Here is a 15,917-nt window from a genome sequence, read left to right on the forward strand (position 1 = left end):
CCTGAATTTACCAGGCACCGAATCCGGTTTTGGACCTACACTGGGGGCGAGGCAGGGTGCTGCATGAACCCTGACTGAGGTAAACATATCAATAGATGGAGTTTGTTTGCCAACCACTATTAAATGGTCTAAACTATAGGCCAACGGCTTTTAATAGCTGACCAATATTGCCACTGAAGGAGGCATCCCCATGACTCAAGATTCTTCTGCAGCAGACCAGATCCTGGGCCGCGGCAACCGCACCGCTGGCGAAGGCCAGACCACCCGCCCGTCCGGCCAGCCGGTTGCGTCCGAGAACCGTTCCGTCACCGCCGGTCCGCAGGGCCCGAACGTACTCAATGACGTTCACCTGATTGAGAAGCTGGCGCACTTCAACCGCGAGCGGGTCCCGGAGCGCACCCCGCACGCCAAGGGCCACGGCGCCTTCGGTGAGCTGCACATCACCGAGGATGTCTCCCAGTACACCAAGGCCAAGCTCTTCCAGAAGGGCACCGTTACCCCGATGGCCATCCGTTTTTCCACCGTCGCCGGTGAGCAGGGCTCCCCCGACACCTGGCGCGACGTGCACGGCTTCGCCATGCGCTTCTACACCGAGGACGGCAACTACGACATCGTGGGTAACAACACCCCGACCTTCTTCATCCGTGATGCCATTAAGTTCCCGGACTTCATCCACTCCCAGAAGCGCCTGGGCACCAATGGCCTGCGCAACGCGGATATGCAGTGGGACTTCTGGACCCGTTCCCCGGAGTCGGCGCACCAGGTGACCTACCTGATGGGTGACCGCGGTACCCCGAAGACCTCCCGTCACCAGGACGGCTTCGGTTCCCACACCTTCCAGTGGATCAACGAGGAAGGCAAGCCGGTCTGGATCAAGTACCATTTCAAGACCCGCCAGGGCTGGGACTGCTTCACCGACGCCGAGGCGGCGGAGATGGCCGGCCAGAACGCCGACCACCACCGCGAGGATCTCTACAACGCCATCGAGCGCGGCGACTACCCGGTCTGGGACGTCAAGGTCCAGATCATGCCCTTCGAGGACGCGGAGACCTACCGCTTCAACCCCTTCGACCTGACCAAGACCTGGTCGCAGAAGGACTACCCGCTGCACGATGTGGGCTACTTCGTGCTCAACCGCAACCCGCGCAACTTCTTTGCGCAGATTGAGCAGCTGGCCCTGGACCCGGCCAACCTGGTCCCGGGCGTGGGTCTGTCCCCGGACCGCATGCTGCAGGGCCGCGTGTTCGCCTATTCCGATCAGCAGCGCTACCGTATCGGGCCGAACTACAAGCAGCTGCCGGTCAACCAGCCGCTGAACGCGGACAAGGTCAACACCTACGAGCACGAGGGCCCGATGTCCTTCCTGTTTAACGACCCGCAGGATCCGGTCTACTCCCCGAACCGCTACGACAAGGGCGCGGGCTACCTGGATGACGGTGAGACCTCCAATCAGCACGATGATTTCGGTCAGGCTAGCGATCTCTATGTCAACCCGAACCCGCACGGCACCGACCTGTCGCGCGCCCCGTACGTCAAGCACGCCGAGGATGACGACTTCATCCAGCCGGGCATCCTCTACCGCGAGGTCATGGATGACGGCGAGAAGGAGCGCCTGGCCGACAACATCACCAATGCCATGGCTGGTGTGTCCGAGCAGGTCGAGCAGCAGGTCTACCACTACTGGGATCAGGTAGACCAGAACCTGGGCAAGCGCGTCCGCGAGCTCTTCGCGGAGAAGAAGTAGCCAGCGCGCTGATCCAGCCGTTCCACCCGGCTGGAAATGGCCACAGATAGCTAGTACCCCGCGGGAAACCGCGGGGTACAGTGCTTTGTGCACTACATCAGCCTCCCCGCGCGCCGCAGGGCGGCAAGCGCCCCAGCCGGCCCGGCACCGGAGCGGTCCCGCCGGTGACCAAACCGGGAATAAAAATGGCAGCGGTGGGCGAAACGGCGCGCCTAGCCGACACTATAGGTGCTGGTAGATATCGTTTCCTAGTATGAACGACGCCCGCTTTGCTAGCCCTGCCAGCCCCTCTGCCGCCGCGGATTCCGCGGACGGCCACCGCCAACCCCACCGCTTCCGGTCCGGGCTGGCAGCTTTGGTCGTTCTGGTGCTGCTCGCCGCCTGCGCCGGCATTGCCGCCGCGGTGGGGATGAGCCCGGAGAAGGCCTGGAACTCCGCCGACTCGGAGGAGGGGGTGACCGGCGCCCCGGCCGCCGATGCTCCCGCCGGCATCGATCCGAACGAGCTGGTCGACGCCCGCCGCGCGACCGGCGAGGCCCAGAGCCAGGCCGGCTTCCTCAAGTCCGGCACGCAGCAGCTGGCCGACGGCACCGGCCAGCTCAAAGACCGCACCGGGGAGATCACCGGCGGTGTGGACCAGCTCAGTCAGGGCACCCAGGAACTGGTGGATGGCTTGGTGCAGCTGCAGGCCGGCACCGGTCAGCTGGGCGCGGGCGCTACCGAGCTAGCCGACGGGGTCGGCCAGGCCGTCGATCAGATCACCGGTATCGAGGTGGTCCGCGGGCAGATCCTGACCGCTATCGATGGCGCGCTGGGGGATCTGCGCGGCAACGACTCCGCGGACGCGAAGAAGCTGCGCGGTCAGCTCAAGGACCTGCGCGGCCAGGTCGATACCTTCAAGATCGACGAGTCCATCACCGGGGAGCTCAACCGCCTCAAGGACGGCTCCCGCGAGCTGTCCAACGAGTTGGCGGTGCCCGGCTACGCCTACCATGACGGCATCTACTCTGCGACGGAGGGCGCCAAGCAGCTCAACGCCGCCATCGGGGAGCTAGACGGCGGCGCCGACGAGGCCGTCAACGGCATCAACGAGCTGGACGAGGGCGCGCGCAAGATCGATGGGATGGCCGATCAGAACAAGACCAAGGTGGAATCCATCCAGCGCGCCATGCCGCCGGTCCAGTTCGCCGCGGACGGGCAGGACGCCGGCCCTTCGCGGCTGCTGGCCCCGGTGGTGGCCATGCTGATCGCCGCACTGGTCATGCTGGGCGGCATCGGCCTGGGCTGGCTGTCCACCCAGCGCGGGCGGCTGAGCCTGCTCGGTGGCCTGGTCGGCCTGGTGGCCGCGGGCGAGGTGGCCCTGTTCGTCCTGGCCGCCGGCCTGACCGCCGCAGCGGCAGCCATCAGCGCCGGCGTCTTTGCTCTCGCCGCGGTCACCGCCGCGGTGGTTACCCGGGCGCTCATGGGGCTGCTAGGCCGCTCCGGCGGCATGGTGGCCGCGGCCATCCTGGGCATCGTGCAGGTGGGCGTGGTCGGCTGGTTCTGGAAGTCGGTCGCGGCTAGCGATGCCCCGACCTACTGGCAGGTCATTGCCAACCTGCTGCCGCTGAACTGGGCCACCAACGCCCTGACCGTGGTAGGCAACGGCGGCCAGCAGTCCCTGCTGTGGATGTCGCTGGGCGTGCTCGCGGCCGTCGCTGTCATCGGCGGCGCTGGCGTGTGGTGGGCTAGCCGTTCTAGTGTCCGCCCGGCCCGGGCCTAGGCGATAGCCGGGAAGAATTAGTTGGCCTGGGGGTCCTCGAGGGCCTCGGGCTCGCCGAAGTACTGCTCGGGAATGGGGCGCGGCTGCGGGTTCTGCGCGCGGAATAGCTGCAGGCGCGGGCGCCAGTTGCGGGGATCGGTGTCGTACTGCTCGAGCTCACCAGTTGCCCGGTTCACAAACGTCGGGCCCAGCTCCTTGTCCGGGTGGGCCGGGCTGAAAAGCCAGTGGGTGTCGGTCTCGGCCGCGCCGGAGAGCGGCCCGCGGTGCTGGTAGGCCTTGGCGACTGCGTCCTGGAATTCCATCATGGTTGTCCAATCTAGTCGATTTCTTGGTCGCGCCGGGCCGGTTTTCGGTGCGCCTGCCAGTACGATGCCTGCCCGTCCGAGGCGCGCTCGCGCGGGGCAGCGTTTCCACCCAGATTTTAGGATGAATAAAAATGCGCAGCATACGGCGATGATGATTCTGTCAGCTTCATGCCGCAATTGGAGATACCTTAACAGGATTCTGTGAAAGTGCTGGTGAGCTAGGTTTTGACACTTCCAGGTGCTAGGCTGGGTCTCGCTCACGTAGTCCGCTTAGGGGGCGGACTAGCGGTTTAAATCCGTTGTGAGTGATAGGGAATAGGGGCGGCGCCGCAGCTGTAGGGATGCGGCGCCGTTTCCCTGTATCTAGGGGGATAACAAAAACTCGGCCGCAGTTAGGCCGGTGCGTCAGGGGCCTGGCGCAGGCGCTTAGCCGCGAACTCGGAGCCGATGCCCGCGCGGACGATAGCGCGCAGCCACGGGCCGGTGTACGGGTCCTCCCAGTTGCGGAAATAGGTCAGCAGCATGTCCCGCAGATCCGTGCTGCGGCCGATGTTCGCCGACATGGTCTGGAGGGTCTCCACGGCGGCATCAAAAAGCCTGGCCTTGCTCTTGAAAAAGTGCATGACCAGCGCGAGGTCGACGTCGGCGACCCGGACACCGGCTGCTGGCCGTGGCTATCCACGCGCCGCTGTTGCGCAGCGTGAACTACTTCCCGTCTGCCCCCGTCGGGCAGCAGGTGTGGACGCTGCTGGCCTGGGTTGCCGTGGGTGTGTGCCTGCTGGGGGGGCGGGATGGCGCTCGGCAAGCGCGGCGCGGCTGAGCCAAGCGCCGAATAGTCGGCAGAAAAGCCCGAGGTCACGAGCGGGGCCTCGGGCTTTGGTGAAGCCAAATCGACTGAATCGATCCGGCATGGTTTAGGCTGGGTCACACTAATAAAAATGGTGTGACGCACCTGATGAACCGTCTGGATAAGGAGCCGGCATGCAAACCCCGCTCGGCCTGACCCTCATGGGCCTGGCCATCATCATTCTTACCGTGACCATCCTGATCCGGGGGCGGACGACGCCGCTGGTGCCCATGACCATCGTCCCGGTCGTCGGCGCGCTGATCGCCGGGTTCGGGCTCGGGGAAATCGGTGACTTCTTCGAAGAAGGCCTGGGCTCGGTCATGAACGTCGTGGCGATGTTCATCTTCGCCATCATCTTCTTCGGGATCTTGCAGGACGTCGGGCTATTTAACCCGGTGATTCGGGCGCTTATCACCGCCACCCGGGGCAACGTCATCGCGGTGACCGTGGGCACGGCCGCCATCGGTATCGTGGCGCACCTGGACGGTTCGGGATCCACCACCTTCCTGCTGACCATCCCGGCGCTGCTGCCGCTGTATACCGCGCTGCACATCTCCCGCTACGTGCTGGTGGCCATCGTCGCGCTGGCGGCGTCCGTGATGAACATGGTCCCCTGGGGCGGGCCGCTGGGGCGCGCGGGCTCGGTGGTCAACCAGGAAACCCACCAGATCTGGATGCACCTGCTGCCCATCCAGGGCGTGTGCGTGGTGATGGTCTTGGCCATCGCCGCCGCGCTGGGCGTGTGGCAGAAGCGGCGCATCGCTAAACTGCGCGCCGCCGGCCAGCTGGAGGGGGAGGATGCCGTCGACGTCAACGCCATCGCCGGTGACTTCATCCGCAAGCAGAAGCAGGAGCAGGAGGACAAGGGCTTCCGCAACCGCACCGGCCGGGTGGTGACCATCCTGAACGTGGCCGTCATCCTCCTCGTGCTGGTGTCCCTGCTGTCCGGCCTGCTGCCGTCGGCCCCGGCCTTCCTGCTGGCGGCCACCGTCGCCCTGCTCATCAACTTCGACTCCCAGTCGGAGCAGACCGATGCCCTGCGCCGCCACGCCCCGAACGCGCTGTCCATGGCCGGCATCATCCTGGCCGCCGCCATGTTCTTGGGCGTGCTCAACGGCGCCGGCATGCTGGAGGCCATCGCCCAGCAGCTCATCGCCATCCTGCCGGCGTCCGTGGGGCCGTACCTCCACGTGATTATCGGCCTGCTCGGCGTGCCGCTGGACCTGATGACCTCCACGGACGCCTACTACTTCTCCATCCTTCCCATCGTGCAGGAAACCGTCGCCAACTTCGGGGTTAGCGGCATGGGCGCGGCCAGCGCCCTGATTATCGGCAACGTCATCGGCACGTTCGTCTCCCCGTTCTCCCCGGCCCTGTGGCTGGCGCTGGGCCTGGCCCGCGCCGACATGGGCAAGTACTTGAAGATCGCCTTCCCGCTGGCGTGGGCGTTCTCCGTTGCCATCGTCCTGGTGGCCTTCGCCTTCGGGATGCTGGCCTAAGGTCAGCAGGTCTAGGCAGAAGAAAACCCCGCTCTCACTGAAAATGAGAGCGGGGTTCGTGTTGGTCGGGATAACAGGATTTGAACCTGCGACCTCCTCGTCCCGAACGAGGCGCGCTACCAAGCTGCGCCATATCCCGGCTACCGTTCTTTGCGGTACCGGAATACTGTAACGCACTTTCTTCCCAACTAACAAAACGCCTGCACAGCGGGTGTGTATTTGGCGCGCGTCGGGGAGGCGTTGGTTAAGGGGCCGACTAGGAGTCCCGCTCGGTGATGCGCAGCAGCGTGGCCGAGGGGCGGCAGAAGATGCGCACCGGCGCGTACTTGGACGTGCCCAGACCGTTGGACACGTGCATCTTCATCGGCCCGAAGTCGTGGAGGCCCTGGACGCGGGCCCGGTCGATGTCGCAGTTGGTCACCAGCGCCCGGGAACCCGGCAGGCAGATCTGGCCGCCGTGGGTGTGGCCGGACAGGGACAGCTGGTAGCCGTCCGCGGCGAATTGCTCGAGCACGCGCGGCTCCGGCGAGTGGAGTAGGGCCAGGCGGAGATCCGAGTCCGGGTTCGGGGCGCCGGCTACCTCCGAGTAGTCGTCCAGATCGTGGTGCGGATCGTCCACGCCGGCCACGGCCAGGCGCACGTCACCCACCTTGAACTCCAGGCGGGCCTGATTCGCGTCGCGCCAGCCGTGCTCCAAGAACGCCGCGCGCATGTCCTTCCACGGCAGGTCCACATAGGACGGCTCGCGCTTGGCGCCCCACAGGTACTTCAGCGGGTTGACCGGGCGCGGGGCCCAGTAATCGTTGGTGCCGAAGACGAACAGGCCGGGCCGCTGCAGTAGTGGGCCCAGGGCGCGCAGGACGTCGGGGACCGCGGCGGCGTCGGAGAGGTTGTCGCCGGTGTTGACCACCAGGTCCGGCCGGAGGGTATCGAGCGCGGAGACCCAGGCGATCTTTTTGTCCTGCCCGGGGATCATGTGCAGGTCACTGACGTGCAGCAGGCGGAATTCTTTGTCCCGGCGCAGCGTGCCCGCCGGCAGCAGGGGAAGGGTGTATTCCTTGAGCTCGAACTTGTCTAGTTCGGTATAGCCCCAGGCCAGGGTCGCGGCCCCGGCGGCGGCGAGGGCGCCGATGCTACTGAGTGCAATCGTCGAATTTTTCACGCCGTCCAGCCTACCTGGCGTATCTTTTACGGTATGAGCAACCTAAAAGAAACCATCCGTGCCGATCTGAAAACGTCCATGAAGGCCAAGGAGAAGGAGCGCACTGGCGCCATCCGCTCCCTGCTGGCCGCCATCCAGGCAGAAGAGACCAACGGCTCCCGCCACGAGCTCACCGATGAGGACGTCCTCAAGGTCATCGCCCGCGAGATCAAGAAGCGCCGCGAGTCCGCCAACGTCTATAAGGAAAACGGCCGCCCGGAGCTGGCCGAGGCCGAGCTGGCCGACGTGCCCTACTTCGAGGCCTACCAGCCCGCCCAGCTGGACGACGCCGCGGTCGAGCAGCTGGTCGCCGAGTCCGTCGCCGAGGTGGAGCAGGCCACCGGCGAGACCGCCAGCATGAAGCGGATGGGCGCGGTCATGAAGGCCGCCAACCCGAAAGCCGCCGGCCGGGTCGACGGCAAGCGGCTCTCAGAGGCGGTCAAGGCGCGGCTGCAGGGCTAGTAGCTAGCTGCAGGGGGGATGACCTACAGCCCGAACAGCCCACGCAGATCGTTGGTGAAATTATCGATGTCGCGCTGGGAAATCAGCGGCTCGGGGCGGCTCCGGCCGCCGCCGCCCTGGCCGCGGCCGGAGGGGGCATCGTTAGCAGCCGGGGAGGGGCTGGAAGCGCCCGTGCTGTTGGAGTCGGCGGTGCCCGACGAGCTGCCGCCCCCGCCGGAGCCGTCCGATAGCTGGACGCGGACCGTCGCACCCTCCTTGAGGCCGGCAGCGCTGGGCACCACGCGCACCACGCGGCCGTAGGGGGTGTTGCCGCCGATGACCTGGGTGGTCTCCACGTTCAGGCCCTTGCCCTCGAGTACGCGGCGGGCCTCGGCCTCGGACTTGCCCCGCAGGCCGTCGAGGACCGCGTCGTTGTTGGTGCCCTCGCGGTATTTTTCATCGCCTTGAGCGACATTTCCGTTTGCCGCCTGCGGGACCCGGCTGGCGAAACCGAAGAAGGTCTGCGCCGGCTCGTCGCCGCCGTACATGCTGCCGCCGCCGCACTGGCGGGTCGGGCCGGTACACAGCGGGGAGGTGGAGGTGCCGTCGTTGAAGATATACGGCGCGGCGGCCACGCCGGAGTTGAATCCCAAGAAGGCGGCGGACTGGTGCGACTCGGTCGTACCGGTCTTGGCGGCGGCCTGCCCGGAAAAGCCCATGGACTTGGCGGCCTCCTCCGCGGTGCCGTGGTCCATATCGGCGGTCATGGCGTCCGCCAAGGCGTCCGCCACGCCCTTGTCCAGGGCGCTTTCACAGGGAGTTTCCTCCAGGTAGACCTGGTTGCCCTCCTTGTCCGTGACGCTGGTGATGGGGTTCGGCTCGCACCACTTGCCACCGGAGGCGATGGTCGCCCCAACGTTGGCCAGCTCCAGCGGGTTGACCGCGGTCGGGCCCAGCGTGAACGAACCCATGGGGGCCTCCTTGGCGAAGTCTGCTAGGACGGCGTCGCCGTAGGTGCCCTCGTCCTCGTAGGAACGCATGCCCAGTTCCACGGCCATGTCCACGATGGCCTCGATCCCGACCTGCTCGGAGAGCTTGATGAAGGTCGTGTTGGGGGACTCGGCCAGCGCGTCCTGGAAGGTCAGCGTCGGCTTGTAGGTGCCGGCGTTTTCCACGCAGTACTTGTTAGCCGGGCAGCCGTCCGCACCGCCGTGGCCCAGGTCCTTGGCCTCGTAGCGGGTGGGTACATCGAGCAGGGACTGGGTGCCGTAGCCGCCTTTGAGCGCCGCGGCGGCGGTAAAGACCTTGAAGACCGAGCCGGCGCCGTTGCCCACCATGGAGTACGGCTGGGGCAGGATGGTCTCCGCGTTGTCCAGGTCGAGGCCGTAGGTGCGGGAGGAGACCATGCCCAGCACCTTGCGGGAGTCCTGCCCCGGTTCGACGACGTTCATGACCTCGGCCACGCCCGGCGTGGTCGGGTCGGTCTGCGCGTCCACGCTTTCCTTCGCCGCGTCCTGGACCTGCGGGTCCAGGGTGGTGTTGACCGTGTAGCCGCCGTGCTTGAGCTCCTCGGTCGACAGACCCTTTTCCTCCAGGTACTGCAGCACGTAGTCGCAGAAGAAGCCGCGGTCACCGGCGCCGATGCAGCCGTTGGCCACCAGGTTGGGGCTCTCGAGCACGCCCAGCCCCTCGCCGGCAAAGCGGTCCGCGTCTGCCTGGCTGAGGTAGCCGTTATCGGCCATGGACTGCAGTACCTGGTTGCGCCGGTCTGTGGCGCCTTCCGGGTTGGTGTACGGGTTGAGGTACTCCGAGGACTGGACCATCCCGGCCAGCAGGGCGGACTGCGGCACGCTCAGGTCGGCGGCGGGGACGCCGAAGTAGGTCTGCGCGGCGGCCTCAATGCCGTAGGAGTGGTTGCCGAAGGGCACCAGGTTCAGGTAGTTGGTCAGGATCTGGTCTTTGCTCAGCTCCTTATCCATCTCCGCAGCCAAGCGGATCTCCCGCAGCTTGCGGGGGATGGACTGCTCCGTGGCCGCGGCGCGCTCCTCGTCGGTCTGGGCCGCGACCAGCAGGAGGTAGTTCTTCACGTACTGCTGGTTCAGGGTGGACGCGCCCTGGGAGACCCCGCCGGCGGCGAGGTTGCTGGCCAGCGCGCGGAAGTTGCCCTGGAAGTCCACGCCTTCGTGCTCGTAGAAGCGGTGATCCTCGATCGCTACGATGGCGTCCTTCATCGACTGCGAGATCTGATCCGGCTCGACCGGGTGGCGGCGCTGATCGAAAAGATAGGCCAGGTCCTCGCCCTGGGCGTCCTTGATGGTGGTCACCCCGGGGGCGGCGCCGGCGTTGAGCTCGTCGATGTCGGACTCCATCGTGGCGCCCGTGCGGGCGATGGCGACGGACGAGATGCCTGCAATGGGGGCGAAGGCGACGGCGATGAGCACCCCAACCAGGAGGGTGGCTAGGGCGATCTTTGCCAGAGGTCTAGATGCATTCACGCGTTATACCCTACGTGGCTTTGGCCTGTGGGGAAATACGCAACTCCTGATGGCGCGGGGTTAGCTGTGGGAAATGGGCGAACTCACAGCGCGCTGTGATCTATGCGAACACCCCCTAAAGTGTGACCTGTTAGACAGCTAATCAGTGCTGTTAATACACTGACCCTAAGCATCACGATGACTGCTGGTCACGCCGCGCGGACGGTGCGTTAGGGCGTGGCAGTAGATGGCTCACCGAAAGGAGTGCATCCCTTCCATGACTTTAAGCCTGCAGGGTTCTGGCCAACGCACGAAAGCTACCGGCACGGCCTCCGGTTTCGAGCGGGGTGAGTGGATTACCCAGGCCAAGTGCCGCAACGGCGACCCGGATGCACTTTTCGTGCGCGGGGCCGAGCAGCGCAAGGCGGCCGTCATCTGCCGCCACTGCCCAGTCATGATGGAATGCCGGGCCGACGCCCTAGACAACCGCGTCGAATTCGGCGTCTGGGGCGGGCTGACCGAGCGCCAGCGCCGCGCCGTGCTGCGCAAGAACCCGGACGTGAAGAACTGGGCCAACTACCTGGCCGGCGGTGGGCAACTGCACGGCATCTAAGGATGCGGCGGCGCGCGAGCCAGCTCCGTTAAGAAAAAGTGAGAAACTGTGAGAAAACGTCCCGCAAGACCGATGTCTTCGGGGCGTTTCTTCGTCTAAAATGGACACCATGACTAAATGGGAATACGCGACCGCGCCCGTACTCACCCACGCCACCAAGCAGATCTTGGACACCTGGGGTGAAGACGGCTGGGAATTGGTGACTATTACTCCCGGTATGAACCCGGAGAACGTCGTTGCATATTTCAAGCGTGAGGTGGAATAACACATGAGTTTTAAGAAGCGACTGGAAGAGCTGGGCTACGAGCTGCCGCAGGTGGCCAAGCCGCTGGCCTCGTACGTGCCGGCCCTCAAGGTAGGCAACCAGGTCTGGACCTCGGGCCAGCTGCCCCTGGTTGACGGCCAGCTGCCGGCCACCGGCAAGGTCGGCGCCGAGGTTAGCCTCGAGCAGGCACAGGACCTGGCCCGCCGCAGCATCCTCAACGCGCTCGCGGCTGTCGATGCCGAGGTGGGCCTAGACAACGTCTCCCGCGTCCTCAAGGTCGTGGGCTTCGTCTCCTCCGACCCGGAGTTCCTGGACCAGCCCGAAGTCATCAACGGTGCCTCGAATCTCATCGGTGAGGTCTTCGGGGATGCTGGCCAGCACGCTCGCTCCGCCGTTGGCGTGGCAGTTCTGCCGAAGAACTCCCCGGTGGAAATCGAGCTCATCGTGGAGATCTCTTAAAGATCGGATAGGGTAGGATTTATGGAGCATCCTGCATATAGCCAACTTCGCCCGGTGACTCGTTCAGCGGGCGTTGTCCTGTGCGACAACCCCAGCTACACGGCCCTCGAGGGGACCAACACCTGGATCATCCGCGCGGCGGAAGACGCCAAGTCGATCGTCGTGGATCCGGGGCCGGAGGACGAGGGCAACCTCAATGTCATCCGCAACAACGCTGGGGAAATCGGCCTCATCGTACTGACCCACCGGCACAATGACCACGCCGACGGAGCCAACCGGCTGCGCCAGCTGACCGGGGCTCCCATCCGCGCTTTCGACCCGAACTACTGCTCAAGCGGTACCGAAGCACTGCAAGACGGGGAGAGCATCTCTCTGGACGGGGTCACCCCGCAGCTCGAGGTGGCGCACACCCCAGGCCATACAGCGGATTCCACGTCCTTCTTCGTCTGGAGCGGCGAGCCGCACCACTCCCACCTGGAGGGCATCATCAGCGGCGACACCATCGTCGGCCGCCACACCACGCTGCTCTCGGAGACCGACGGCGACTTGGGGGGCTACCTGGAGTCGCTGGCCATGCTGGAAGAGCGCGGCAAGGACGTACCCCTGCTGCCGGGCCACGGCCCGGACCTAGAGGACACCTCTGCGATGGCGCGCAAGTACATCGACCGCCGCCACTACCGCCTGGATCAGATCCGCACGCTGCGCCAGGAGCACGGCGAGGATATCGAGCTGCAGACCCTCATCGACAACATGTATGACGACGTAGATCCGGTCCTGCGCCACGCGGCCGAGCAATCGACCCGCACGGCGCTGAAGTACCTCGACGCGCACAACGACAGCTAAGAGGTCTTCCCAAGACACTTTCCTCCCCGCCCCGTCACTGGCTCGCGCGAGCCAGTGACGGGGCGGGGAGGTTTTTATCTGCCGTCCGCGCCCGCTGGTGCCGGGCACAAAAATGACCCCGCCCCCGCGGGCGCGGGGTGCGAGGTCGGTAAAGGCCGGTCTTAGCGGGCGCGGCGAGCCAGGTGCTCGGTGTCCACAATGATGACGGACTTGCCCTCCAGGCGGATCCAGCCGCGGTGGGCGAAGGTGGCCAAGGCCTTATTGACGGTCTCGCGGGAGGCGCCGACCAGTTGGGCGATCTCCTCCTGGGTCAGGTCGTGGTTGACGCGCAGGGCGCCGCCCTCCTGCACGCCGAAGCGGTTGGCCAGCTGCAGCAGCGTCTTGGCCACACGGCCCGGCACGTCGGTGAAGATGAGGTCCGCCAGGTTGGCGTTGGTGCGGCGCAGGCGGCGGGCCAGCACGCGCAGCAGCTGCTGGGCGATGGACGGGTGGTCGCTGACCCACTGCTTGAGCATCTCCGAGTTCATGGTGGCGGCCTGAACCTCGGTCACGCAGACCGCGGCGGAGGTGCGCGGGCCCGGATCGAAAATGGACAGCTCGCCGAACATGTCGGACGGGCCCATCACGGTCAGCAGGTTCTCGCGGCCGTCCGGGGCGTGGCGGGCGAGCTTAATCTTGCCCGAGGTGATGATGTAGAGGCGGTCGCCCGGTTCGCCCTCGTCGAAAATGGTGGTACCCCGCGGGAAACGGACCGTCTCCATCTGCTCAATCAGGTTGTTAACCGCGACGGGATCGACACCCTGGAAGATACCCGCGCGGGAGAGAATATCCTGAACGCTTTCCACTAATGCTCCTTGGTCAATCGGCTGATGGGGTCGAAGGTGTAAATCTGCAGTGAGTTTCACCGCAGGCACCGGAAAATTTTATGTAACGGCTCATATCTTACCGTGGAATTGGTCACTGATGGGGTTAAAAGCGCAATTCCTAACAGAAACAGAGCCTGCACACAGGGCACGCGTAGTCGCGCAATCCGTGCGTATGAAAGATAAAAGCCACCGCTGCAACCTCCAGCTCCCAGAGGAGCCGCCAACTCAGTCGTGACAACCGTGCCTTCTACAAGGCGATCCGGTTGTGGTATCTCCAGTTAGCCCGAGGACGCGAGCGTGCTAGTCCTGCTAGCTAATGCAGCCTAGTCGAGGACGCTTGATTCAAGCTTCTCCATGAACATGGCGAACACGGCAAGCGCGACGGGCGCGACGATGACTAAGACGATCATGGCCCCCATCTTACTAAGCTTTTATTCATGCGTGACCATAAACCCTCGAATTCTGCGAAAAATCTTCGCAAATCCGACCCGCGGCGGGCCGAGACGATCAACAAAATTCTCAGCGAGGAATACCCGGGCGCTCGCTGTGAACTGGACTTTCGCAACCCGCTGGAGCTCCTGGTGGCCACGGTGCTCTCCGCGCAGTGCACCGACGCGCGGGTCAACCAGGTAACCCCTGCACTCTTCGCAAAATACCCAAACGCCGCCGCCTACGCCCAGGCCGATCCGGCGCAGCTCGAAGAAATTCTGCGCCCGCTCGGCTTCCAGCGGGCCAAGACCAAGCACCTGCTGGGGATAGGCGAGGGGCTTGTGGCGCACTTCGGCGGCGACGTCCCCCGCGGGATAAAGGAGCTGACCAGCCTGCCCGGGGTGGGCCGCAAGACCGCCCTGGTGGTGCGCGGCAACGCCTTCGGCCTACCGGGGCTGACCGTGGACACGCACTTCCAGCGCCTAGTCACCCGGCTCGGCCTGACGGAGAAAACGACCCCGGTGGCTATTGAAAAGGACATCGCCGGCCAGCTGCCGGAGCAAGAGTGGACCATGTTCTCCCACCGCCTCATCTTCCATGGGCGGGCGGTCTGCCGGGCCCGCAGCCCGCGCTGCAGCGACTGCGTGCTGGCCCACCTGTGCCCGGCGGCTGCGGAATACGGGAAAAGTGCGCCGGCCCAGTAGAATGGTAGGGACATGAAAAAGCAGGTTTTCTGGTCCATCGGGGCGGCCGTCGTGCTGACGGTCGCCGTGGTCGCCGCCGCCCTGGCACTCCTGTCTTCCGGGGACGGCGATGAGGAGGCTTCCGGCCCGGACGCGGCCGGGGCATCGTCGGCCCCTGCGACATCGCCGGCCGAGCAGGACGATGCCGCCGACGTGCCGGCGCGCCCGGACTGCCCGGCGGGTCCCGTCGCCGGCGTCGACCTGGATTGCCTGGGCGGGCAGGAATCCGCGGCAGAAGCCTCGGCCGATAGTGGGGTTACCATCGTCAACGTGTGGGCCTGGTGGTGCCAGCCCTGCCGGGAGGAGCTGCCCCTGCTGGAGGAGGTCGCCACCACCCACCCGGAGTGGGAGGTGCTCGGCGTGCACGCCGATACCAACGCGGCCAACGGCGCCGCGCTGCTCGAGGAGTTGGGCGTGGGCTTGCCCAGCTTCCAGGACTCGGATAATGCCTTTGCCGGCGAGCTCGGCCTGCCGCGGGTCATCCCCATCACCCTGGTGCTGAAAGACGGCCGCGAGGTGGGCCGCTTCGTCCAGGCCTTCGAGTCCACCGCGGAGATTGAGTCCGCGGTCGCGGGGGCGCTGGATGGCTAAAGCTAGCGCTCTGGTAGCGGGACGGCTAAGGGCCGGGGCGGTGAGACGCTGATGGGGTTGCACTTGCCGCACCATGGGGACCGGCCCGGGGAGAACGTGACGGTGCGCCCGGCGGCCGCGCCGCGGTGGCTGCGCCCGGCCCTCGGGGTGGATTCGCACCAGATCGAGGCGACCATGGGGCAGCGCCTCGACCGCAACTTCCCGCCGGTGAAGAAGCTGCGCCGGGAGGCGACGGTGCTGGTGTTGCTGGCCGGGGACTGCCTGGACAACGCCCGGGTGTTGCTCACCCACCGCGCGCCGACCATGCGCTCGCACTCCGGCCAGATCGCCTTCCCCGGCGGCCGGGTGGATCCGGAAGACTCCAACCTGGTCGACGCCGCCCTGCGCGAGGCCTGGGAGGAAACCGGGCTGGATCGCCGCAGTGTGACCCCCATCGACCAGTGGGAGCGGCTGCGGATCCGGGCGACCGGCAACCCCGTGACCCCGGTGCTGGCCTACTGGCACAGCCTCTCCCCGGTCGGGGTGGCCAGCCCCGCGGAGACGGACGACGTCTTCACCGTCCCGCTGACCGACCTCATCGATCCCGCCAACCGGATCCAGGTGGGGTGGGGCGCCTGGAGCGGGCCCGCCTTCCGGATCCAGGGCTACGTCATCTGGGGATTTACCGCCGGGGTGCTGGCCACCACCTTGCGGCACGCTGGCTGGGAGCAGCCCTGGGATAACAATTCGGTGCGACCGCTCCGCGCCACTCTCGCCGCGTCGCGCAATCGTGAGAAGATGAACGAACCGCACCAGCACCAACCGGCGGCCGAATAGTTGTGTAGCTGTTTAGCAG

General features: G+C 65.8%; 16 protein-coding genes and 1 tRNA gene. 11 read left to right on the forward strand and 6 right to left on the reverse strand.

Features of this window, described 5'->3' with window-relative positions; all coding sequences use genetic code 11:
* Positions 1-190 precede the first annotated feature (190 nt).
* Both CCONF_RS00995 and CCONF_RS01000 read left to right on the forward strand, forming a co-directional pair.
* Complete coding sequence (locus CCONF_RS00995; RefSeq protein ID WP_290224305.1) at positions 191-1,744, forward strand: catalase; 1,554 nt, start codon at positions 191-193, stop codon at positions 1,742-1,744.
* A 253-nt stretch (positions 1,745-1,997) separates the two neighbouring features.
* On the forward strand, positions 1,998-3,506 hold the full coding sequence (locus tag CCONF_RS01000; protein ID WP_290224307.1) for a hypothetical protein: 1,509 nt from the start codon (positions 1,998-2,000) through the stop codon (positions 3,504-3,506).
* Positions 3,507-3,523: 17 nt separating this feature from the next.
* On the opposite strand, the gene CCONF_RS01005 is transcribed toward CCONF_RS01000, so the two are convergent.
* Together CCONF_RS01005 and CCONF_RS01010 are read right to left on the reverse strand one after the other, a co-directional pair.
* Positions 3,524-3,811, reverse strand: coding sequence for a peptidase M23 (locus CCONF_RS01005; RefSeq protein WP_290224310.1), 288 nt, complete (start codon positions 3,809-3,811; stop codon positions 3,524-3,526).
* Positions 3,812-4,203: 392 nt separating this feature from the next.
* Positions 4,204-4,434: a hypothetical protein gene (locus CCONF_RS01010; RefSeq protein WP_290224312.1), complete on the reverse strand. Its 231-nt coding sequence runs from the start codon at positions 4,432-4,434 to the stop codon at positions 4,204-4,206.
* A 358-nt stretch (positions 4,435-4,792) separates the two neighbouring features.
* On the opposite strand from CCONF_RS01010, the gene CCONF_RS01015 reads away from it, so the two are divergent.
* Complete coding sequence (locus tag CCONF_RS01015) at positions 4,793-6,157, forward strand: citrate:proton symporter (protein WP_290224314.1); 1,365 nt, start codon at positions 4,793-4,795, stop codon at positions 6,155-6,157.
* 62 nt (positions 6,158-6,219) lie between these two features.
* Here the strand turns inward: CCONF_RS01015 and CCONF_RS01020 are convergent.
* Both CCONF_RS01020 and CCONF_RS01025 read right to left on the reverse strand, forming a co-directional pair.
* Positions 6,220-6,296 (reverse strand) — tRNA-Pro (locus tag CCONF_RS01020).
* Between the two features lie 117 nt (positions 6,297-6,413).
* Positions 6,414-7,319, reverse strand: coding sequence for a metallophosphoesterase (locus tag CCONF_RS01025; protein ID WP_435384082.1), 906 nt, complete (start codon positions 7,317-7,319; stop codon positions 6,414-6,416).
* A 33-nt stretch (positions 7,320-7,352) separates the two neighbouring features.
* Between CCONF_RS01025 and CCONF_RS01030 the strand changes: the two genes are divergently transcribed.
* Complete coding sequence (locus tag CCONF_RS01030) at positions 7,353-7,820, forward strand: GatB/YqeY domain-containing protein (protein ID WP_290224318.1); 468 nt, start codon at positions 7,353-7,355, stop codon at positions 7,818-7,820.
* A 23-nt stretch (positions 7,821-7,843) separates the two neighbouring features.
* Here CCONF_RS01030 and CCONF_RS01035 read toward each other — a convergent pair whose 3' ends face one another.
* On the reverse strand, positions 7,844-10,294 hold the full coding sequence (locus CCONF_RS01035) for a transglycosylase domain-containing protein (RefSeq protein ID WP_290224320.1): 2,451 nt from the start codon (positions 10,292-10,294) through the stop codon (positions 7,844-7,846).
* A 256-nt stretch (positions 10,295-10,550) separates the two neighbouring features.
* Between CCONF_RS01035 and CCONF_RS01040 the strand changes: the two genes are divergently transcribed.
* The 4 genes from CCONF_RS01040 (at position 10,551) to CCONF_RS01055 (ending at position 12,453) form a co-directional block, all read left to right on the forward strand.
* The gene (locus CCONF_RS01040; protein WP_290224322.1) at positions 10,551-10,886 is read left to right on the forward strand and encodes a WhiB family transcriptional regulator; all 336 of its coding nucleotides are present in this window, start codon (positions 10,551-10,553) and stop codon (positions 10,884-10,886) included.
* Between the two features lie 109 nt (positions 10,887-10,995).
* Positions 10,996-11,151, forward strand: a complete 156-nt coding sequence (sp36, locus tag CCONF_RS01045) for a Sp36 family protein (RefSeq protein WP_168166954.1) — start codon at positions 10,996-10,998, stop codon at positions 11,149-11,151.
* Positions 11,152-11,154: 3 nt separating this feature from the next.
* A complete protein-coding gene (locus CCONF_RS01050; protein ID WP_290224329.1) occupies positions 11,155-11,610 on the forward strand; it encodes a RidA family protein in 456 nt (151 codons plus the stop codon).
* Positions 11,611-11,631: 21 nt separating this feature from the next.
* Complete coding sequence (locus CCONF_RS01055; protein ID WP_290224330.1) at positions 11,632-12,453, forward strand: MBL fold metallo-hydrolase; 822 nt, start codon at positions 11,632-11,634, stop codon at positions 12,451-12,453.
* A gap of 161 nt (positions 12,454-12,614) precedes the next feature.
* On the opposite strand, the gene glxR is transcribed toward CCONF_RS01055, so the two are convergent.
* Positions 12,615-13,298 carry a CRP-like cAMP-activated global transcriptional regulator GlxR gene (glxR, locus tag CCONF_RS01060; RefSeq protein ID WP_070768258.1) on the reverse strand — a complete coding sequence of 228 codons (684 nt, stop codon included), beginning with the start codon at positions 13,296-13,298 and terminating at the stop codon, positions 12,615-12,617.
* A gap of 458 nt (positions 13,299-13,756) precedes the next feature.
* Between glxR and nth the strand changes: the two genes are divergently transcribed.
* From nth to CCONF_RS01075, 3 genes are read left to right on the forward strand one after another with little or no spacing between them, the layout of a single operon-like run.
* Positions 13,757-14,452 (forward strand): endonuclease III, encoded by a 696-nt coding sequence (nth, locus tag CCONF_RS01065; RefSeq protein ID WP_290224333.1) that lies wholly within the window; start codon positions 13,757-13,759, stop codon positions 14,450-14,452.
* A 12-nt stretch (positions 14,453-14,464) separates the two neighbouring features.
* A complete protein-coding gene (locus CCONF_RS01070; protein WP_290224335.1) occupies positions 14,465-15,082 on the forward strand; it encodes a TlpA family protein disulfide reductase in 618 nt (205 codons plus the stop codon).
* A 51-nt stretch (positions 15,083-15,133) separates the two neighbouring features.
* Complete coding sequence (locus CCONF_RS01075; protein ID WP_290224337.1) at positions 15,134-15,898, forward strand: NUDIX hydrolase; 765 nt, start codon at positions 15,134-15,136, stop codon at positions 15,896-15,898.
* Positions 15,899-15,917 lie beyond the last annotated feature (19 nt).

The sequence above is a fragment of the Corynebacterium confusum genome, from assembly GCF_030408715.1.
Classification (GTDB): domain Bacteria; phylum Actinomycetota; class Actinomycetes; order Mycobacteriales; family Mycobacteriaceae; genus Corynebacterium; species Corynebacterium confusum.